The sequence below is a fragment of the Pedobacter sp. 01N416 genome (assembly GCF_056399685.1).
In genome coordinates, this window is the sequence record NZ_JBFTRT010000004.1 from 17,948 (window position 1) to 37,769 (window position 19,822).

Annotated in this window: 21 protein-coding genes; 17 read left to right on the forward strand and 4 right to left on the reverse strand. The window is 38.7% G+C overall.

Annotated elements, in window-relative coordinates; translation table 11 throughout:
- Positions 1-80 precede the first annotated feature (80 nt).
- Entirely contained in the window at positions 81-1,055 is a 975-nt protein-coding gene (locus tag AC1DND_RS00475) for a hypothetical protein (RefSeq protein WP_477578198.1), read from the forward strand.
- Positions 1,021-3,474: a hypothetical protein gene (locus AC1DND_RS00480; protein WP_477578200.1), complete on the forward strand. Its 2,454-nt coding sequence runs from the start codon at positions 1,021-1,023 to the stop codon at positions 3,472-3,474. Before AC1DND_RS00475 ends, AC1DND_RS00480 begins: the two co-directional genes overlap by 35 nt.
- A 250-nt stretch (positions 3,475-3,724) precedes the next feature.
- Here AC1DND_RS00480 and AC1DND_RS00485 read toward each other — a convergent pair whose 3' ends face one another.
- The gene (locus tag AC1DND_RS00485) at positions 3,725-4,771 is read right to left on the reverse strand and encodes a 3-oxoacyl-ACP synthase III family protein (protein WP_477578202.1); all 1,047 of its coding nucleotides are present in this window, start codon (positions 4,769-4,771) and stop codon (positions 3,725-3,727) included.
- A gap of 155 nt (positions 4,772-4,926) precedes the next feature.
- Here AC1DND_RS00485 and AC1DND_RS00490 point away from each other — a divergent pair, with 155 nt between their 5' ends.
- Positions 4,927-5,208 carry an ATP-dependent Clp protease adaptor ClpS gene (locus AC1DND_RS00490; RefSeq protein WP_029274160.1) on the forward strand — a complete coding sequence of 94 codons (282 nt, stop codon included), beginning with the start codon at positions 4,927-4,929 and terminating at the stop codon, positions 5,206-5,208.
- A gap of 113 nt (positions 5,209-5,321) precedes the next feature.
- Here the strand turns inward: AC1DND_RS00490 and AC1DND_RS00495 are convergent, their stop codons facing one another.
- The 3 genes from AC1DND_RS00495 to rsmA form a co-directional block, all read right to left on the reverse strand.
- Positions 5,322-5,921 carry a thioredoxin family protein gene (locus tag AC1DND_RS00495; RefSeq protein WP_477578205.1) on the reverse strand — a complete coding sequence of 200 codons (600 nt, stop codon included), beginning with the start codon at positions 5,919-5,921 and terminating at the stop codon, positions 5,322-5,324.
- 110 nt (positions 5,922-6,031) lie between these two features.
- Positions 6,032-6,304 (reverse strand): hypothetical protein, encoded by a 273-nt coding sequence (locus tag AC1DND_RS00500; protein ID WP_477578207.1) that lies wholly within the window; start codon positions 6,302-6,304, stop codon positions 6,032-6,034.
- Positions 6,305-6,444: 140 nt separating this feature from the next.
- Complete coding sequence (gene rsmA, locus AC1DND_RS00505; protein ID WP_477578209.1) at positions 6,445-7,230, reverse strand: 16S rRNA (adenine(1518)-N(6)/adenine(1519)-N(6))-dimethyltransferase RsmA; 786 nt, start codon at positions 7,228-7,230, stop codon at positions 6,445-6,447.
- Between the two features lie 54 nt (positions 7,231-7,284).
- Here rsmA and pdxA point away from each other — a divergent pair, with 54 nt between their 5' ends.
- The 14 genes from pdxA to AC1DND_RS00575 all read left to right on the forward strand — a co-directional run.
- Entirely contained in the window at positions 7,285-8,196 is a 912-nt protein-coding gene (pdxA, locus tag AC1DND_RS00510; protein ID WP_477578211.1) for a 4-hydroxythreonine-4-phosphate dehydrogenase PdxA, read from the forward strand.
- Between the two features lie 241 nt (positions 8,197-8,437).
- On the forward strand, positions 8,438-9,619 hold the full coding sequence (locus AC1DND_RS00515; protein WP_477578213.1) for an MFS transporter: 1,182 nt from the start codon (positions 8,438-8,440) through the stop codon (positions 9,617-9,619).
- A 53-nt stretch (positions 9,620-9,672) separates the two neighbouring features.
- Positions 9,673-10,248: a hypothetical protein gene (locus AC1DND_RS00520; protein ID WP_477578215.1), complete on the forward strand. Its 576-nt coding sequence runs from the start codon at positions 9,673-9,675 to the stop codon at positions 10,246-10,248.
- A 12-nt stretch (positions 10,249-10,260) separates the two neighbouring features.
- Positions 10,261-11,103 (forward strand): sulfurtransferase, encoded by an 843-nt coding sequence (locus AC1DND_RS00525; RefSeq protein WP_477578217.1) that lies wholly within the window; start codon positions 10,261-10,263, stop codon positions 11,101-11,103.
- A gap of 218 nt (positions 11,104-11,321) precedes the next feature.
- On the forward strand, positions 11,322-11,780 hold the full coding sequence (locus AC1DND_RS00530; RefSeq protein ID WP_477578219.1) for a YceD family protein: 459 nt from the start codon (positions 11,322-11,324) through the stop codon (positions 11,778-11,780).
- A gap of 15 nt (positions 11,781-11,795) precedes the next feature.
- On the forward strand, positions 11,796-11,987 hold the full coding sequence (rpmF, locus tag AC1DND_RS00535) for a 50S ribosomal protein L32 (protein ID WP_025143959.1): 192 nt from the start codon (positions 11,796-11,798) through the stop codon (positions 11,985-11,987).
- 101 nt (positions 11,988-12,088) lie between these two features.
- Complete coding sequence (plsX, locus tag AC1DND_RS00540) at positions 12,089-13,027, forward strand: phosphate acyltransferase PlsX (RefSeq protein WP_029274150.1); 939 nt, start codon at positions 12,089-12,091, stop codon at positions 13,025-13,027.
- Between the two features lie 18 nt (positions 13,028-13,045).
- Positions 13,046-14,044, forward strand: coding sequence for a beta-ketoacyl-ACP synthase III (locus AC1DND_RS00545; RefSeq protein ID WP_029274149.1), 999 nt, complete (start codon positions 13,046-13,048; stop codon positions 14,042-14,044).
- Positions 14,045-14,205: 161 nt separating this feature from the next.
- The gene (accB, locus tag AC1DND_RS00550) at positions 14,206-14,682 is read left to right on the forward strand and encodes an acetyl-CoA carboxylase biotin carboxyl carrier protein (protein WP_477578221.1); all 477 of its coding nucleotides are present in this window, start codon (positions 14,206-14,208) and stop codon (positions 14,680-14,682) included.
- A gap of 106 nt (positions 14,683-14,788) precedes the next feature.
- Positions 14,789-16,129 (forward strand): acetyl-CoA carboxylase biotin carboxylase subunit, encoded by a 1,341-nt coding sequence (gene accC, locus AC1DND_RS00555; RefSeq protein ID WP_029274147.1) that lies wholly within the window; start codon positions 14,789-14,791, stop codon positions 16,127-16,129.
- A gap of 366 nt (positions 16,130-16,495) precedes the next feature.
- Positions 16,496-17,686 carry an LVIVD repeat-containing protein gene (locus AC1DND_RS00560; RefSeq protein WP_477578223.1) on the forward strand — a complete coding sequence of 397 codons (1,191 nt, stop codon included), beginning with the start codon at positions 16,496-16,498 and terminating at the stop codon, positions 17,684-17,686.
- A 119-nt stretch (positions 17,687-17,805) separates the two neighbouring features.
- Positions 17,806-18,687 (forward strand): twin-arginine translocase subunit TatC, encoded by an 882-nt coding sequence (gene tatC / locus AC1DND_RS00565; protein ID WP_477578225.1) that lies wholly within the window; start codon positions 17,806-17,808, stop codon positions 18,685-18,687.
- Positions 18,688-18,732: 45 nt separating this feature from the next.
- Positions 18,733-19,170: a ribose 5-phosphate isomerase B gene (gene rpiB / locus AC1DND_RS00570; protein ID WP_477578227.1), complete on the forward strand. Its 438-nt coding sequence runs from the start codon at positions 18,733-18,735 to the stop codon at positions 19,168-19,170.
- A gap of 27 nt (positions 19,171-19,197) precedes the next feature.
- Positions 19,198-19,822, forward strand: a 625-nt coding sequence (locus AC1DND_RS00575; protein WP_477578228.1) for a protease-associated domain-containing protein, incomplete at its 3' end; no start/stop codon positions are given.

The following is a 19,822-nucleotide window of genomic DNA, read 5'->3' on the forward strand; positions in this document are numbered from 1 at the left end:
TTATACTACTTTTGCTCAATAAAATTGATATGCGCAAGATAAGTATTTTAGTGATTTCTGTGTTTCTCTTCCTTGGGTGTATGCAAAAATCAATTGTTCACCCTACTTTTTATTATTGGAAAACGGATTATCAGAACAAAAAGGAAGAAACCAGTTATCTTGATCAATTTAAATCTAAATCTTTGTACATGCGGATTATGGATGTAGATTTTAATCCAGATCTGCAGCTACCTGTACCTATTTCGCCGATTAAATTTTCAGATCCCCTACCTAAACAGATCGACATTATCCCCGTTGTGTTTATCGTTAACGAGGTTTTTAACAAGATTGACACCATGCAAACAGCGGTTATGGCAGATCGCATTGTTAAATTTGTAGCCGCAAAGGTAAAACAGGCAGGAAAGCAAAATTATATGGAATTACAGATTGATTGTGATTGGACCAAAGGCACCAGAAACAGGTATTTTAAATTTCTCGAACAATTAAAGGCGAATCCGCTTTTAAAGGGAAAAACCATTTCGGTAACCTTGCGGTTGCATCAGGTTAAAAACATCGTATCAAGCGGCGTACCTCCTGTAGAAAAGGCCATTTTAATGTGTTATAATATGGGTAACCTGCGTAAATATGGTGAACAAAATTCCATACTGGATCAGCACGAAATGGATCTCTACTTAAAAGATTTCCTGGAACAATATCCCTTACCACTTGATGTGGCCTTACCCATTTTCGAATGGGCAGTGGTATTCAGGAACGGGCAATATGCGGGTATCTCCAAACGAATAGGCAAAACCCAGATCGGGGATAAAAAACTTTTTAAACAGAGGGGAAATTCGATTCTTTATGATCTTTTGGTTGATTATTCYGCAGCTGGGTTAAAAAAAGGAGATGTGGTAAGGTGGGAACAGATTTCCACTGAAGATTTACTTTCGACCTCTAAATTTTTATCCCGATATTTAAGCCCTAGAGACCGGAACCTCGTTTTTTACCATTTAGACACCGACCTTTTAAAACATTTTACTAATGAAGACGTTCAAAAAGTTATCGCTAATTTTTAGTGTATTCCTGATTACTTTTTTCGGCGAAATTGCCGTAAATCTTGCCTGTGGCGGTGAGATAGATCCTTACGATTATTACATTTCTTATTTCCACAACAACATAGAAGGGGATGAATATTCTCCGTTCGCCTACAACCAGATGGTATACCTCAACAGCGAAACGGATATAGAAAGCGAGCCAGATATCAATAGTCGTGAATGGGCAAAATACCTCAATGTTAAAAAAGAAGATGTGCTAAAAGTAATGTACAAAACAGATAGTGCAACTGACATAAAACTCGTTAATTTTGATGGTAACGCATCACAATTACCCGATAGCTTACAACAGAATAGTTTTATCAAGGCGTTAAGCAAACGCAAAGAATCACTAAAGTATTATCAATTCGCCAAAAGCTGTGAACCTTTGGCCAATGTGGATTTTAGTCTTTGGGATCCTAATCCCCGTGATACGACTGCCATGGGTTCAAAAGCCCAAGAAGGTCTAAAATTAACAGAAGCAGAGAAAGACGATTTTCTTAAACTGCGTTACGCTTACCAAGCTGAACGGATGTTTCATTTTGCAGGATTGCACGCCGAAAGCAAATCGACCTACGAAAAGTATATCAAAACCAGTAAGGTAAACAGTGCGGTTAAGGGCTGGGCATTAGCACTCTATGCCGGATCGACCCGTAGGTTGGGAAATCCTGAAGAATCTGCCTTTTTATTCTCGAAGGTTTTTGCAAGCAACCCAGAGCGAAGAGTACAGGCATATAAAAATTATTATTACACCAGCTCGCCAGTTAACGGGGCGCTAAAATATGCCAAAACCAATAACGAGAAAGCCAATATCTGGGCGATAAACGGGTTTGGAGATGCTGATTCGGGTATAGAAAGTCTGAATAAAGTTTATCAGTACGAACCAAAAAGCCAGCTTAACGGCACGCTGCTGGTACGTGAAGTAAATAAATTAGAGCAAGATCTTATCGAGGCGAACGATATTGCCAAAATTGGCTATAATTATTATTTTTCGGATAATGGCAATTCTAAATATAAAGACAGTCTAAAAGCCGTCAATCTTAAACAACTGAATGAAATCAGGAATTTTGCGGTAAAACTGGCAACCGAAAAAAAATATCCGCAGCCTGAGCTAGGCACTTTAACCGCAGCTTATTTATCGTGGATGGAGAACAAAGATTTTCTGGCGACAAATTACCTTGCAATCCTAAAACCAGATAAACTACCAGAAAGATTACGCGACCAATACCGCATTACCGATTTATTGATCAAGGCGAAAAACATCAAAAAAGGAAACCCTTTTAATGAGAACGATTTATTACCGACCTTAAAATGGCTTGACGAAAAACGTTTTGCAGAGAACAGCGAGCAACCAAAAGGACCATATTATTATGATACAGATCGTGCCAGCAAACGCTTTAGCAGAACGACCAGAAATTTTTATCAGCAAATATTGGCTCCAGCTTATTTGAGTATGGGCGATACTGCGAAAGCGGCATTAGCAATGGTTAAAGGCGACCTGGAATACAAAACGTTAAAAGAGAATTCACTTTTCCAGAACATGAGTTATCAAAGTATTGCTTTTTGGCAGAAAAACTTAAGTCCGAAAAGCATGCAGGGCTTAGCTGTTTATAAAACCAGGGCAACAGGCAATGATGTTACCGCTTTGTTGGCTTCGGCTTTAAACCAGCTCAAAAACGATGATTTTTATGAACTTTTTGGCACAACTTATTTACGCACACATCAATATGATAAGGCCGTTCAAATGTTTGCAAAGGTTTCGCCAGGTTACAAATATTTTAACCCCGATAACTGGTACGCTGATGAAGCCAACGCTAAACTTTATGCTAATCCTTTCATCGAAACGATAAACGATTATCCAAAAAAATATGTAACAGCGAAAACATCAATTACCAAAAAAGCTTTTGCAGCTGAAATGCTCCGCTTGCAGAAATTAACCATCAGTGATAAAAAGAATGCTGCGCTTTACTATTATAAAATGGCCAATGCAGTTTACCAAACCGGCTACTACGGCAACAGCTGGTTTTTAATCAGTTACGACTGGTCATCATACGACAACAGCAACCCAGCAAAATATGTATACGATGGCGATTATAAAAAAGCGCAAACGGCAAAAGCCTGGTATTTAAAAGCCAGAGCATTAAGTACCAATGCTGATTTTAAAGCAAAATGTACATTTATGTTGGCTAAATGTTTACAGAAACAGATCATCATGAATGCAAACCCGTTATCATTTTATTATTATGATAAAAAGGATGTGAAATGGAGAAACTTCATCAAGGCAAATTACAACAACCCTTATCTTAAAGAATTAAGGTTTAGCTATGGCAAAACGCCTTTTTATGCTGTTGCGGCGGGCGAGTGTAGTTATTTAGGAGATTTTATTAAGCCAAAAACGCAATAAGCACGTTTGACCATTAAGAAGTTAAGGTAGTTAGGAACCATGCGATAAAACCTTAATGCCCTTAACTCCTTAATGGTATAAAACAGTGAAACTTTGCAGTACAACACTTATCTATTTTAACAGATTTAGCTTCGCTGAGCCTTCGGGTTCTCCACTTCGTTGCACTTCGCTCGAAATGACGAATCTATATTAATGAGAAAACAGTCTATTTTATATTAATTTGCTTGGTTATTTTAACTAAACCCTAAACCTACCACCTAATCAACGCGCTGGCCCAGGTAAAACCCGATCCGAATGCGGCAAGGCAAACCAGATCGCCACCTTTAATTTTGCCTGCTTCCCAAGCTTCGCACAAGGCAATAGGAACAGAAGCTGCTGTAGTATTGCCATATTTCTGGATGTTATTAAAAACCTGATCATCATTTAAACCCAACAACTGCTGCACATACTGGCTAATACGCAGATTTGCCTGATGTGGCACCAACATATCAATATCTTTCTCTGTTAAATTATTTGCAGCCAAAGCCTCTTTAATTACTTCAGGAAATTTTACCACCGCTTTTTTGAAAACCGATGGCCCATCCATATAAGGTAAAGCGGCACCGCTATCCAAAATTTCCTGCGTCATAAATAAGCCACCAAGCTCCTGTTCAGGATAGGCAGGTTTATCTTTCAACCATTTATTGGCATGAGAACCTGGATAATACATGGCCAGGATTTCGGCATCGGCACCATCGCTATGCAAATGTGTACTTAAAATCCCTTTTCCGGGTTCATCTGTAGGCTGTAATACAACAGCGCCAGCACCATCGCCAAAAATCACCGATACATTACGGCTACGGGTTTCGAAATCCATCGCGAACGAATGTTTCTCGCTTCCCACTACCAGCACATTTTTATACATACCTGTTTTCACAAACTGATCGGCCACAGAAAGTGCATAAACAAAGCCCGAACATTGGTTGCGGATATCTAAAGCACCAATTTCGCCCATGCCCATTTCGCGTTGCAGTAGTACGCCACAACCCGGGAAATAATAATCGGGGCTTAAGGTGGCAAAAACGATAAAATCGACATCCTTAACGGTAATACCAGCCCTTTCGATCGCGATTTTGGCTGCCTCAATACCCATTGTGGTAGTGGTTTCCTCGTTACGATCGGCAAAACGGCGCTCTTTAATACCGGTACGTTCCTGGATCCACGCATCGTTGGTATCCATAAAACGGCTTAAATCATCGTTGGTATATACATTTTTCGGAACGTAGTAACCTATTCCGGCTATTTTAGACTGGTGCATACTCGTGTTATTATAATTTGGTTAAACAAAGTTAGTTAATTAAAAAAGATATGAGAGCTGCGATTTGAGACGTGAGATTTCATCGCAATATCCTAAAATCTAATATCTCAGGTCTAATAGCTCAAATCTTCTAAATTATTGTTTATTTTTGCGCCATGTCTACAGAAACCAAAGAAGAGACCTTTACGCTCGAAGAAATTTTAACTTCCCTAAAAACCGTACATCGCCTTATTTTGTGGAATGATGATATCAATACTTTCGATCATGTGATTTACTGCATGATGAAATATCTAGATTATAACGAATCGCAGGCTGAGAAAATTGCCTGGAAAGTGCATAATGATGGAAAATGCCCAGTTTTGGAAGGATCATTTACCGAGATGGAAGTTTACCGCAAAATTTTACAGCAAGAGGGATTAACTGTTTCTGTTGATTAAATTTACGAAGTAAGATTTTTTCTACGAATCGTCATGCTGAACTTGTTTCAGCATCTTTAGATAGACCCTGAAACAAGTTCAGGGTGACGACCGCCTAAAATGAAATTATAAGATTATAACTTTAGCCCCTTCAAAAGTTCATTTAATCCGGCTTGTGTCGTCTGCGTTTTATCTTTAGCGTACCAGCCGTGAAGTTTTTCTGCCAAAATTGGCATTTCAGTGCTTTCTTTTCTCCACTCTTTTAAAAGCTCCTGCAAAATTTGTGGCCTTGGCCCCCAGGTTCCTAAAACTTGGTCTGCTGATTCATTTAACACAATTAAAACCGGAATAGCTCTTCCACCATTGGTTAAATGCGCATCAATTAACGGGAGGTTTTTATCGCGTAAAACAAATTTCAGATCAATTTTACCTAATGATGCAGTTGCGATTTTATTGAACACCGGAACAATCTGGGCAGCATCGCCACACCAGCCTTCGGTAATCACTAAAAATTTATAATTTTCTTTAAGATGATCAATGGTTGAAGTCAACTCATCGGTTAAGCTAACTGTTTTATCCACACGACTCATCCTTTGCACATTCATTTTAGTATAGTGCAAATCGTAAGTTACATCACCGGTAGCCTTTCCCTCTAACAGAAGTTGATCAATCAATGCACGATAGGTTAAATAGTCAATGCCTTGTTCCTCAAAAATTTCGCGATAATTTATCATAAGATTTCCTTAAAAATACAGCGCAAAGGAAAGGAGAAATTAGATAAGAATGATCATTACTTTGCAATTTGATGTAACAACATGTAGTAGAAAAATCAGATTTTTAGTGCTTATTTAATGTCACTTACCTCATTAATAACTTTTGACTTATGATTATATATCCGAACTGTAGGCTCAATCTCTTTCCTGGAAACATTTAATATCTCAATATCAACTTTAGGATCTACCGCTATCGAAATCTTATTATTGACTATTACCTGATCTTTCTGATTTGCCCTTTTGAGTATTAAAGTATCTTTTGAAGTATTCTGGATATCCATATCAAATGCAGATCTGTCCTCCAGATATATTGATAGTTTTGTGCTTGGAGCTAAAGGTTTCATGATGTATAACGACTTGGGGTCCATATGTAACACTGAACAACCAACCATTATTATAGATAATAAAAGGATACTAAAAGAGATAGTGATTTGATTTTTCATATCATTCTTTAATTTATTCAAGATAGACGAAAAATTAAGGCTTAAGGTTGCATCAACTTAGTCACATGCTGTGTTAAGGCCACGAAATCAGCCACGGTTAACTGCTCGGCACGTTTCTCGAAGTAGATATGGTCGTCCATTTTATCTTTAGGCATCACCGCCGAAACAGCATTACGTAAAGTTTTTCTCCGCTGGTTAAAACCTGCCTTAACCACCCGCCAGAATAATTTTTCATCGCAGTCTAAGGTCTCCACTTCATTTCTGGTTAAACGGATTACTGCCGAGTGTACTTTTGGCGGTGGATTAAATGTACCCGGCTTAACCGTAAATAGGTATTCGATTTTATAATAGGCCTGAAGAAATACGCTCAGAATTCCATAATCCTTACTTCCAGCAGGTGAAGCACAACGTTGGGCAACTTCTTTCTGAAACATCCCAACCATTTCTACAACCTTGTTGCGGTTATCTAAAATCTTAAATAAAATCTGTGATGAGATATTGTATGGAAAATTACCAATAATGGCAAACTGACCTGGAAAAATAGCATCGAAATCGAGTTTCAAAAAATCGCCATTAATCAACCGATCGCCAAGCTGAGGATATTTTTCATTTAAAAAGTGGAAAGATTCGGTATCAATATCAATAAGATAAGTTTCTAAGTCTTTACGCTGCAGCAAAAAATCAGATAAGATTCCCATCCCTGGCCCTACCTCTAAAACCTGATTGTATTTATCGGTGTTTACCAATGCCTCTACAATGCGGTTGGCAATGCCTTTATCGGTTAAAAAATGTTGGCCTAAATGTTTTTTCGCTTTTACTAAACTCATACCTTAAAATTAATCGAATATTTTAACCACAAAGAGGTGCTAAGATTCGGCGCTATGGACGCAAAGATAGGCGTTAGCCATGCCAACCAGGCACAGCCAAAAAAAGCAAACATGATTAATTGCTGGGAAGAGGATGTGAAAATCGAATTGGGACAGGTAACGCCAACAGGTGGAAAATATGCACTTTTATCACTTGAGCGCGCAACAGCCGATCTGGTAAACGGCGATATCGATGCACTGGTTACCGCTCCGATCAATAAACATAACATTCAATCAGAAACTTTTGCTTTTCCGGGCCATACCGAATACCTGCAGGAAAAAAGTGGTAGTAAAGATGTGCTGATGTTTTTGATCAGCGAAAATTTACGTGTGGGTGTAGTTACTGGCCACATTCCGGTGAAAGATGTTCCAACCTCGATTACAAAAGAGAAAATTATCAGTAAATTAAAGCTGATTAACGAAAGCCTTAAAAAAGATTTTTGGATCGAAAAACCAAAAATTGCCGTTTTAGGCTTAAACCCACATGCGAGCGATAATGGTTTATTGGGTACCGAAGAGGCTGAAATTATTACACCGGCCATTCAGGAAGCCTACGATAAAGGTATTGTTTGTTTTGGGCCATACCCTGCTGATGGCTTTTTCGGCAATGGTAGCTACAAACAGTTTGATGCCGTTTTGGCTATGTACCATGATCAGGGCTTAATTCCTTTTAAAACATTAGCTTTCCATAATGGCGTAAATTATACCGCTGGTTTAAACTTCGTGCGCACCTCTCCCGATCATGGAACGGGCTACGATATTGCGGGTAAAGACCTGGCTGATTCTACTTCTTTCACTGAAGCATTGTTTTCGGCTATCCATATTGTAAAAAACCGTAGGGAGCAAGAAGAAATGTTGGGCAATCAGTTGCGTACAGGTGGAAAAGTGGTTGAAACGCAGTTTGACATTAAAGATGATGCTTCTTAAAAGGTAGAAAGACTAGAGCTGAAAGACCAAAGTTTATTAAACTCAGATCTACTAAGGCAGTTTAGGTGGTCAATATTTTTTTTTCGCAAAACATGGTCTTGTGTTTCATAGGTCCCGAAAGTCCTGCTATGCGTTCCAATCTTTTTGTGATTGTCATGCTGAGCTTGTCGAAGCACCATATCAAAAAGTATTTCCACTACTATCAGGTTTATTTTAGGTAAAATTGTGCATCAAATTCAAAATGAACGGCACTAAAAAACCCAATTACATTCTCCCCACAATTGTTATTGCACAGTTTCTCTGTACATCGTTGTGGTTTGCTGGCAATGCAGTATTACCAGATATTGTTAAAAGTTTTCCAACAGAAACAAACCTGCTGGCCAACCTCACCAGCATGGTACAGTTCGGTTTCATCAGCGGAACATTAGTTTTCGCTTTTTTTGCCATTTCCGATATTTTTTCACCCTCAAAAGTGTTCTTTATTTGTGGAATTGCAGCCGCTTTGTTTAATCTGGGCATTTGTTTAGAACTATCCGATGTCTGTTTATTGTTGCTTTTTCGCTTTTTAACCGGTTTTATGTTGGCTGGAATTTACCCTGTCGGCATGAAAATAGCATCTGATTACTTTAAAGACGGGCTAGGGAAATCGTTAGGTTTTTTAGTTGGTGCTCTGGTCTTTGGTACTGCCTTCCCTCATTTATTAAAAACATTTACAGCAAATTTTAATTGGCAATATGTAATCTTTGCTACTTCGGGCTTATCTCTGATTGGTGCAATTGCTATTTTATGGCTTGTGCCAAACGGTCCATTTAGAACTGCCGGGCAGAAATTCGATTTCCGCTCTTGTTTTAATGGCTTTAAAAATCCTGATTTTCGATCTGCTGCTTTCGGCTATTTCGGGCACATGTGGGAACTCTATACCTTTTGGGCTTTTTTACCCGGCATGCTGCTGCTTTACAACACTAAACATGCACCTGCAACTTTAAATATACCGCTTTTTTCGTTCTTAATTATCGCATCAGGAGGTCTGTCTTGCATGATCGGCGGTTTGCTCTCACAAAAATTTGGTGCAAAACGGATTGCCACCATTGCGCTTTCCATTTCGGGGTTATGCTGCCTGCTCTCGCCGCTTTTCCTATTCTGCGGCTCGGTATATCCTTTTCTTCTATTTTTATTTTGCTGGGGCTTGTCTGGCACGGCCGATTCACCCTTGTTTTCTTCTTTAATCGCCAAACATGCGCCCCAAAGCCTGCGGGGAACTTCGTTAACACTGGTAAACTGTATCGGCTTTGCCATTACGATTATTAGCATCCAGGTGATTAATCTTTTGGCTAAAGAAATGAATTCGCATTATCTTTATATGGCTTTAGCTGTTGGCCCAGTTTTGGGGCTATGGGCACTTATCAGCAAAAAATCGCATTAGGCCCGATTTCCAAAATCTCTTATATTGCAAAAAATTGAATCACAAAATATACCATGGGGCTCGACATTCATCTCATTACCGATAATTCAGAAGAAATATCCCGTTTGAAAAACACAGATAACCAGGTAGATTTTTTTAACCAGCATAGTTTAAGCAGAACCTTTTGCAACCTGATGTCGCGGAGGAATGTTATTGAAGAAGAAACCGAACTCGACCAGATAAGTAGGCTAACAGAAACAGATATTTCAGTTTTATATGAAATGGAGCAATACTGGAACGAAATGGAGGTTGATTTTCGTCTGTCTTTTGCAGAAACCGAAAACGATAAGAAAAAAGTTCTTGAGCAGATCGCAAATAATAGAAAAAAAATAGATGGCAATATAAATAAGGTACTGGAAACGATCGAAACCTTGATCCAAAAGCTTTCACAGCTAGGCACGCTAAATGATAAATTGGATAGCCATGAGACAGACACCCTGGATAATGATTACTATTTTACCGATTTTAATCTCGATAAAGGTGAAGGTTACATTGGCAATAATTTTGGTCAGGACCTTCGAAATTTCAGAAGATTTTTAGAATATGCAAAAGCCAATGGCGCAAATGCAATATGGTTTGATTACGGATAATAAAATTGAAATATGAATAATTTACCACCCATTATAAAACCAGCAGAATTAACCTGGTTAAACCAAGACGATGAAATCGTAATTATCGATGCCAGTGCCGGATCAAAAGCAAGATATGACGAGCAACACCTTGCTGGTGCGCTCTTTGCTGATGTAAATAACGATTTAGCCAACATTGGCGATTTTGCCATTGGCGGAAGGCATCCCTTACCAACATTCGAGCAGTTTTCTGCCGTTTTACAGCAACTTGGTATCACAAAAGATAGCCATGTGATTGTTTACGATGATAAAAACGGCGGTAACGCAGCTGCGAGGCTGTGGTGGATACTAAAAGCAATCGGTCATGAAAAAGTACAGGTAATTGATGGAGGCTTCCAGGCGGCCATTAAAGCAGGCTTCCCGACTACAGATAAAGTAGAAATCCCAAAATCTGTCGAAAAATACGAAATCACAGCATGGAACTTACCGTTATCAGATATCAATGAGGTAGAAAAAGTTGCCAAAACCGACGATTACATTGTGATTGACGTGCGCGATGCCAATCGTTTTGCAGGCCTTACTGAACCTATCGATTTAATTGCAGGGCACATCCCTGGTGCGACAAATATTCCATATACCGAAAATTTGGATGCTACGGGTGCTTTCCTGGCCCCAGAAATATTGAAAGAAAAATATGCTGAAGCTTTGGCCCACGTTAAACCCGAAAACGTAATTGTACACTGTGGCTCGGGCATTACCGCCTGCCATACGCTACTGGCTATGGATTATGCAGGTTTACCAATCCCTAAGCTTTATGTTGGTTCCTGGAGCGAATGGAGCAGGAATAATAAGGAAATGGTTTTGGCTAATCAATAATTTCGTTGGTCGAGATTTGCAATCTCGACTCAATGGACGGTGGATTTACCATCCACTTAATGAGTAAAAATTCTTTATTCTAAGTCGGGATCACAAATCCCGACTAACAAGAAACGTGTAAGGTCTTTCAGTATTTCGATTAACATTCTGAAAACCTGTTCGATTAACATCAACAATTTTTAAAAAACATTTTTAATCTAATTATTTTATCCCTACATTTGCAGGCTAAAATTTTACAGTACTTTGAACCCACTAAAACAATTTTCATTACCGTTTACCGGGACCTGGAGCTTGAGAAACAAGAGACCATGTTGCTTCTAAAATTCAAAGTTATTGGTACGGTTAATTTAGATTGCGATAAATGTTTATCTGAGTTTTCATTACCGGTAAATCTATACGAAAGACAGATCGTAAAATTTGCAGAGGCCGAGATGGAAAGCGATGATGAAGAAATTATTTCGCTAAGCCGTAAAGATACCGAGATTGATATATCGGGCCCTTTATACGAAATGATTAACGTAGCCGTACCTTATATCAAAAACTGCGAGCAGGCAGGTAAAGATTGCGATCAGGAGATGATTGATCGCTTAAATCAGTTATCTATCCAAAAGCAGGCTGAAGAAAATGAACAAACAAGCGACCCACGTTGGGAAGCCCTTAATAAGTTAAAAAAATAATTAGATTATACACCAATGGCACATCCAAAACGGAAAATCTCGAAACAGAGAAAAAATAAAAGAAGAACACACTATAAAGCTGTTACTCCTTCTTTAGCAACATGCTCGGCAACAGGTGCTATTCACGTACCTCACCGTGCTTACAACGTTGATGGTAACTTATACTACAACGGCAAACTGGTTATCGAAAATACTCAGATAGGGTAATTTTCTTAAAAAATTGTTTGTGTTTTCAGCGGCTTTAGTCATACCTTAGTCAACTGAAAAATTCAGGATTACACCTGACTTAACACAAACAGATTTTTTCTATGAAAATAGGCCTCGACATAATGGGCGGAGACTATGCTCCCAAAGCAATTGTTTTGGGAGCAATAGCTGCTCATCAATCGCTTAACGCTGGAGAGCATTTAGTTCTTATTGGCGATACCGAACAGATTAAACCCATTCTTGCAGAAGAAGGTTTTAATCCAGATCATTTTGAATACGTTCATACTGATGAAGTAATTGGTATGGGCGAACATCCCACCAAAGCAATCGTTCAGAAACCAAATTCGAGCATAGCAGTTGGTTTTAACCTTTTAAAAGAAGGCAAAATCGATTCTTTCGCAAGTGCTGGTAACTCTGGAGCCATGTTGGTTGGCGCAGTTTTTAGCGTTAAAACCATTCCGGGCATTATCCGCCCTTGTTTATGTACAATTCTTCCAAAAATTAAAGGTGGTACTGGCTTGCTGTTAGATGTAGGTGCTAATGCCGACTGCAAACCCGATATTTTATTACAATTTGGTGTTTTAGGCAGCTTATATGCAGAAAATCTTTTGCAGATAAATGATCCGAAAGTTGCCCTGATAAATATTGGCGAAGAAGATGAGAAAGGAAATATGCTAAGCATGGCTACTTTCCCGTTAATGAAAGAAACCAACCTTTTCAACTTTGTTGGCAATGTGGAAGGAAGGGATTTATTTAATGATAAAGCCGATGTAATTGTGTGCGATGGTTTTACCGGAAATATAATGCTAAAATTAGCAGAATCGTTTTACGTACTTACCATCAAAAAGGGACTTAAAGATGAGTTCTTCGATCGTTTTAATTATGAACAATACGGTGGAAGTCCGGTTCTAGGCGTTAACGCTCCCGTTGTTATCGGACATGGAATTTCAAGTCCGTTAGCTGTTAAAAATATGGTTCTACAATCCAGAGAAATGATCACTACAGGATTGGTAGAAAAAATTAGAATGGCATTTAAATAATTTATTAAAATTCTTAAAATGAGTAAAATTCACGCTGCTATTACAGCAGTAAATGGTTACGTTCCCGACTATGTGCTTACAAACGCAGAGTTAGAAACCATTGTTGACACTTCGGATGAATGGATTACCAGCAGAACGGGAATTAAAGAACGTAGAATTTTAAAGGGAGAAGGTTTAGGTACTTCCGATATGGCTGTTCATGCCGTAAATGGTTTACTTAAAAAGAGGGGAATTGATGCAAAAGAAATTGAACTGATTATCTTTTGCACCACTACTCCAGATTTTACATTCCCTGCAACAGCAAACGTTTTAGCTGATAAAATAGGTGCTACAAATGCCTGGGGTTACGATTTACAGGCCGCTTGCTCTGGCTTTATTTTCGGGCTTTCTACCGGTGCATCATTTATCGAGTCAGGAAGACACAAGAAAGTTTTAGTTGTTGGCGGCGATAAAATGTCATCAATCATCAATTACGAAGACCGTACAACCTGTATCATTTTTGGTGATGGTTGCGGTTGTGCTTTATTAGAGCCAAATGAAGAAGGTTTCGGTATTCAGGATTCTATCTTGAGAACAGATGGTTCGGGAAGAGATTTCCTGGGCATGAAAGCAGGTGGTTCGGTTATGCCGGCAACACACGAAACTGTAGACGCAAGACTACATTTTGCGCACCAGGAAGGCCCAACAGTATTTAAGTTTGCCGTAACCAATATGGCCGACGTTGCTGCCGAAATTATGGAACGCAACGGCTTAACTGCTGATGATGTTGCATGGTTAGTACCTCACCAGGCCAACAAACGCATTATCGATGCCACTGCAAACCGCATGGGCGTTACCACCGATAAAGTAATGATCAACATTGAACGTTACGGAAATACAACCAACGGAACAATTCCTTTATGTTTATGGGAATGGGAAAGCAGACTGAAAAAAGGCGATAACATCGTTTTAGCTGCATTTGGTGGTGGTTTTACCTGGGGTTCGGTATACCTTAAATGGGCTTACGACACTAACTAGTCAGAAGTCTTATGGTCAATAGCTTATAGCTAATGGTTTATGGTCGATTGGCTATGAGCCATCAACTAAAAAACTATCAACCATCCTTAAAAAAATAAAACAAAAAAAGTATAACTTAGTTAATTCAATAAACACTATTTTTTACATAACTAGCCTAAAAAATGGATATCAAACAAATACAGGAACTGATTAAATTTGTTTCTCGTTCTGGAGTAAATGAAGTTGCTATTGAGCAAGAAGACTTCAAAATCACGATCAAAACAAACCAAGCACCAACAATTGTGCATGCTACCGTACCACAGGCTCCGCTTGTACAGGCTGCTGCCCCTGTTGCTACAGCTCCTACTGCTCCAAATGCAGCAACACCTGCTGTACCGGCTGCAGAAGACACTTCAAAATACATTACTATTAAATCGCCAATGATCGGTACGTTCTACCGTTCAGCTAGCCCAGACAAGCCAATGTTTGTTAATGTTGGCGACGAAATTAGCACTGGTAAAGTAGTTTGTATTATCGAGGCAATGAAACTTTTCAACGAGATTGAAAGCGAAGTTTCTGGCCGTATCGTTAAAATCTTGGTTGATAATGCATCACCGGTAGAATACGATCAACCGTTATTTTTAGTAGAACCTATTTAAAGATTGACGTCACCCTGAATTTATTTCAGGGTCTTCTTTTTAAATGGATGCTGAAATAAATTCAGCATGACGATTATTTTAAAACAGAGACGAAACGTAGAAAATTATGTTTAAAAAAATACTAATTGCCAACAGGGGTGAAATCGCTTTGCGTATTATCCGTACCTGTAAGGAAATGGGCATCAAAACGGTTGCTGTTTACTCTACCGCAGATCGCGAAAGTTTACACGTACGTTTTGCTGATGAGGCTGTTTGTATTGGCCCCCCTCCTAGTAAAGATTCATATTTAAATATTCCAAATATTATCTCGGCAGCAGAATTAACCAATGCCGATGCCATACACCCAGGTTATGGTTTCTTATCAGAAAATGCTAAGTTTTCTAACATCTGCCGCGAGTACAACATCAAATTTATTGGTGCAACTCCAGAGCAGATCAATGGCATGGGCGATAAAGCCTCTGCAAAAGAAACCATGAAAATTGCCGGTGTACCAACCATTCCAGGATCTGAAGGTTTACTTACCAGCGTTAAAGAAGGTATTGCAATTGCGAATGAAATGGGCTACCCTGTTATTCTAAAAGCAACCGCCGGTGGTGGTGGCCGTGGTATGCGGGTAGTTTGGAAAGACGAAGATTTCGAAAATGCATGGGATAGTGCCCGTCAGGAATCTGGTGCAGCTTTCGGTAACGATGGTTTATATTTAGAAAAATATATCGAAGATCCACGTCACATCGAGATCCAGATTATCGGAGATCAGTTTGGCAAAGCATGTCACTTATCAGAGCGCGATTGTTCTATTCAACGCCGTCACCAGAAATTGGTAGAGGAATCTCCCTCTCCTTTTATGACAGATGAACTCCGTGTAAGAATGGGAGAAGCAGCTATTAAAGGTGCAATGGCCGTAAATTACGAAGGTGCTGGTACAATCGAATTCCTGGTTGATAAACACCGTAACTTCTACTTTATGGAAATGAACACCCGTATCCAGGTAGAGCATCCGGTTACTGAAGAAGTAATCAACTTCGATTTAATCAAAGAACAGATTAAAGTTGCTGCCGGAATTCCAATTTCGGGTAAAAATTACTTCCCTGATATGCACGCAATCGAGTGCCGTATCAATGCAGAAGATCCAGCAAATAACTTCCGTCCGTCACCAGGGCGGATCACCAATTTCCACTCTCCGGGTGGCCATGGTGTTCGCGTTGATACGCACGTTTATGCAGGATATTCAATTCCTTCTAACTACGATTCTATGATTGCTAAATTAATCTGTGTGGCACAAACACGCGAAGAGGCAATCTGTACCATGGAGCGTGCGTTAGGCGAATTTGTAATTGAAGGTGTAAAAACAACTATTCCATTCCATCTTCAATTGATGAAAGATCCGAACTTTAGGGCAGGAAATTTCACTACGAAATTTATGGAAACGTTTGAGTTTTCAGAATAGTAAAAGTATTTCTATACTTAATGACACAAGGAGGCTATTCAAATAATTTGGATAGCCTTTTTTATTGTTTTAGATTTCAGTTACGATCGGATAAATACCTAATAACCTTAGTTCGATTAATATTTACCCATTGTGATCAATTTTAGTCTCTTTTTCTAACGCGATCGTCATGCTGAACTTGTTTCAGCATCTTTCCTGCTAGATAGACCCTGAAATAAATTCAGGGTGACGACGGTGAGTTGAAAATATCTACAGAAGATCTTTAAAAGCATGTTATTAATCGAGTTCAGGTTGATAATTAATATTTAAGTCCGATGCTGTAGCGTTTGATTAATTCCTTACGTTTAATAACCAAACACTCCAAATATGAAAAAAAGTCTAATTAACGCACTACTCCTCCTACTTGTTTTCGCTGTATTTATAGGATGCAAAAAAGACGAGTATGAAATGATAAAGATTGTAAAAATGATTTCGGTTCAGCAAATGAGGGCTTTACCTGTAGGTATGACAAAAGCTATTCCTGCCAAAAAAACCGGAAAAATATACATTTATAACGATTATCTTTTCATTAATGAACCAAATGAAGGTATTCATATCTACAACAATGCTAATCCGGGTGCTCCGGTAAACGTGGGTTTTCTACAAATTCCGGGAAACGTAGATTTAGCGATCCACAACAATATCCTTTACGCCGACAATTTTATTGATTTGCTCGCTTTTGATCTCTCAAATATGGGCAATATCAAACAAGTTAAGAGAGTAACTGATGTTTTCAATCAATTGTATACCACCGGCACTCAAAAATATCTCTACATTTATAAAGATACCCTGGTAAAGAAAGAAACATACAAGGAAAAGCTATATTACGACATTTCCGCGTATAGCAGCAACTCTTCTGGACAAGGTGGCTCGATGGCCAGATTTACCTTAATGAATGACTATTTATATACTGTTGGTATGAATAATTTAAGTCTGTTTGATGTTAAGACTGCATCGAGCCCAACTTTCTTAAAGGCTATTCCCTTAGGTTGGGGTGTCGAAACCATCTTTCCATACGAGAATAAATTATTTATAGGTACCAATAGAGGTATGCACATTTTTAGTGCTACCGATCCGGCTAATCCCGTACAACTATCTACTTACAGCCATATTTTTGCCTGCGACCCTGTTGTTGTACAAGGCAAATATGCTTACGTTACCTTACGCACAGGCAATATGYGCATGCAAGCAAGCAATCAATTGGAAGTTATAGATATAGAAGATCCCACCAAACCGAAACAGATTGCAGTTTATGCTATGCAAAATCCACACGGCCTAAGCACCAGTGGCGATAATCTGTTTCTCTGCGAAGGCAATTATGGAATAAAGAGCTTCAATATTACCGATAAAACCAAAATAGGCAACAACATGTTGCAGCATTTGACTAACATCAAAAGCTTTGATGTTATTGCAGGCCCTAAATCTTTAATCGTTACAGGAGACGATGGTGTATATCAATTTAATTATAACAACGCCGCAAATTTAAAGCAACTGAGTATAATTAAAGGGCAACGTTAAAAACTATTGTTGTAGCTTCTTTCTATTTTACAGTCATTTCTCATAATAATATAAACTATTTCTATATTTAACACGTAAATACCATTCTATTCAAATAGAATGGTATTTTTGTTTTCAACATGAGCGACACTAAAAAAACTTCACTAACAAAAGCTATCGGACAAAAGAGCACCACATTAGAGGCAGAAATGTCTTTTTTTGATCACCTGGATGTTCTCCGTAAACATTTAATCAGGGCCGTAATTGCCATTGCCGTTTTTACCGGTATTGCTTTTTACTTCAACGAATTCATTTTAGATAAAATCATATTTGGTCCAAAAAAGCCAGATTTCTGGACTTACAGGATGATGTGCAAACTGGTAGAAAAATTCCCTTCACTTGGTGCAGATATGTGTATCACCAAAATTAATGGAGAGATTATTAACACCGAAATGGCCGGTCAGTTTAACCTGCAATTAAATGTTTGTGTAATGTGCGGTATCGTAGTTGGTTTCCCGTATTTATTGTGGGAAATCTGGCGTTTTATTAAACCGGCATTACACGAAAATGAGCGTAAATCGGCAAGTGGCTTCGTTTTCTTCGCTTCTGTACTTTTCATTATTGGTATCCTTTTTGGCTACTTTGTGGTATGCCCATTATCGGTTAACTTTTTAACAGGTTATACAGTCAGTGCCGAAATCAAAAATACATTCACTGTTGATTCGTATCTATCATCTGTGGCAACTTTAACTTTAGGTACAGGGATTATCTTCGAACTTCCGGTTATTATTTTCGTGCTGTCGAAACTTGGGTTGATGACACCAAAGCTGATGAGATCGAGCAGAAGGTATGCAGCCGTAATTATCTTAATTATTGCCGCTATAGTTACGCCAACGCCTGATATTATGACGATGCTAATTGTGGCTACGCCATTGTTCTTGCTTTATGAGCTGAGCATTTTTGTTTCGGCCTACATAGAAAAAAAGAAGAAAAAGGCTGATGCTGCTTTCTACGCTAACTAACAAAAACATTACGAATAGATTTTATAATTCTCTATAAATTTGACAATGTCTGATACAAAAATTAAAATTGCTATTGGAGCGGATCACGCTGGGTTTGAATACAAAGAAATACTAAAAGATTTTTTACAGGATTACGAAGTAAAAGATTTTGGCACTTACTCAGAAAACTCTGTTGATTATCCAGATTTCGCTCATCCGGTTGCTGCTGCTGTAGAAAATGGAGAATTTACTTATGGGATTTTACTTTGTGGATCGGCAAACGGTGTAGCCATCACCGCAAACAAACATCAGCATATCAGAGCAGGTTTATGTTGGGAGAATGAAGTTGCTTCTTTAGTCCGCAAGCACAACAACGCAAACATTTTGTGTATACCTGCCAGATTTGTTTCGGAAGAACTGGCTAAGGAGATTACCACAACCTTTTTAACAACTGAATTTGAGGGCGGGCGCCACCAAAACAGGGTTGAAAAGATTTCGTGCTAACAAGAAACTTAACTAACTATTATCATAATGAACAAAAAATTTTTAACCCTTGGGTTGGTATCGCTTGTTACCGCAAGTTGTTTTAGCCAGGTAAAGCCCCTTATACCAAATAAGGATGCGATAAAATTCAGCAAGGCCATTAATCCTGAAAATGCCTACAAACACCTTTCTGTATTGGCTTCTGATGAATACGAAGGCCGCGAAACAGGCACAAAAGGCGCTTGGATGGCTGCTGATTATATCCGCGATTATTTCAAATCTTTAGGTCTAAAAGCGCCTGTAAATGGCAGCTATTTCCAAAAAGTCGATTTGGTTAACGTTACCTTAAAAGAAAGCCACTTAACGGTTAACGGTCAGCCTAAAGAATACCAAAAAGATTATTTGGTATCTCCTAGCTTAATCAGCGATCAAGGTTTTACATTCTCAGCCAACGAACTTGTATTTATTGGTTATGGTTTAAAGAAAGACAACTATAACGATTTTACAGGTACCGATATCAAAGGAAAAGTGGTTATCATGTTTAATGGTGGAGATCCAACCGTAAAACCGGGTACAAGAATTGATAGAGCAGCTTATCGTGCTACGCTTGAAGCAAGGGCAAAGTATTTTGCAGAAAATAATGTGAAAGCAATTATCCTGATCGACCCAGCAG

Coding starts and splice junctions, on each gene's coding strand:
- AC1DND_RS00480 (WP_477578200.1), top strand. CDS start 1,021: ATGAAGACGTTCAAAAAGTTATCGCTAATTTTTAGTGTATTCCTGATT.
- AC1DND_RS00485 (WP_477578202.1), bottom strand. CDS start 4,771: ATGCACCAGTCTAAAATAGCCGGAATAGGTTACTACGTTCCGAAAAAT.
- AC1DND_RS00490 (WP_029274160.1), top strand. CDS start 4,927: ATGTCTACAGAAACCAAAGAAGAGACCTTTACGCTCGAAGAAATTTTA.
- AC1DND_RS00495 (WP_477578205.1), bottom strand. CDS start 5,921: ATGATAAATTATCGCGAAATTTTTGAGGAACAAGGCATTGACTATTTA.
- AC1DND_RS00500 (WP_477578207.1), bottom strand. CDS start 6,304: ATGAAACCTTTAGCTCCAAGCACAAAACTATCAATATATCTGGAGGAC.
- rsmA (WP_477578209.1), bottom strand. CDS start 7,230: ATGAGTTTAGTAAAAGCGAAAAAACATTTAGGCCAACATTTTTTAACC.
- pdxA (WP_477578211.1), top strand. CDS start 7,285: ATGGACGCAAAGATAGGCGTTAGCCATGCCAACCAGGCACAGCCAAAA.
- AC1DND_RS00515 (WP_477578213.1), top strand. CDS start 8,438: ATGAACGGCACTAAAAAACCCAATTACATTCTCCCCACAATTGTTATT.
- AC1DND_RS00520 (WP_477578215.1), top strand. CDS start 9,673: ATGGGGCTCGACATTCATCTCATTACCGATAATTCAGAAGAAATATCC.
- AC1DND_RS00525 (WP_477578217.1), top strand. CDS start 10,261: ATGAATAATTTACCACCCATTATAAAACCAGCAGAATTAACCTGGTTA.
- rpmF (WP_025143959.1), top strand. CDS start 11,796: ATGGCACATCCAAAACGGAAAATCTCGAAACAGAGAAAAAATAAAAGA.
- plsX (WP_029274150.1), top strand. CDS start 12,089: ATGAAAATAGGCCTCGACATAATGGGCGGAGACTATGCTCCCAAAGCA.
- AC1DND_RS00545 (WP_029274149.1), top strand. CDS start 13,046: ATGAGTAAAATTCACGCTGCTATTACAGCAGTAAATGGTTACGTTCCC.
- accB (WP_477578221.1), top strand. CDS start 14,206: ATGGATATCAAACAAATACAGGAACTGATTAAATTTGTTTCTCGTTCT.
- accC (WP_029274147.1), top strand. CDS start 14,789: ATGTTTAAAAAAATACTAATTGCCAACAGGGGTGAAATCGCTTTGCGT.
- tatC (WP_477578225.1), top strand. CDS start 17,806: ATGAGCGACACTAAAAAAACTTCACTAACAAAAGCTATCGGACAAAAG.
- rpiB (WP_477578227.1), top strand. CDS start 18,733: ATGTCTGATACAAAAATTAAAATTGCTATTGGAGCGGATCACGCTGGG.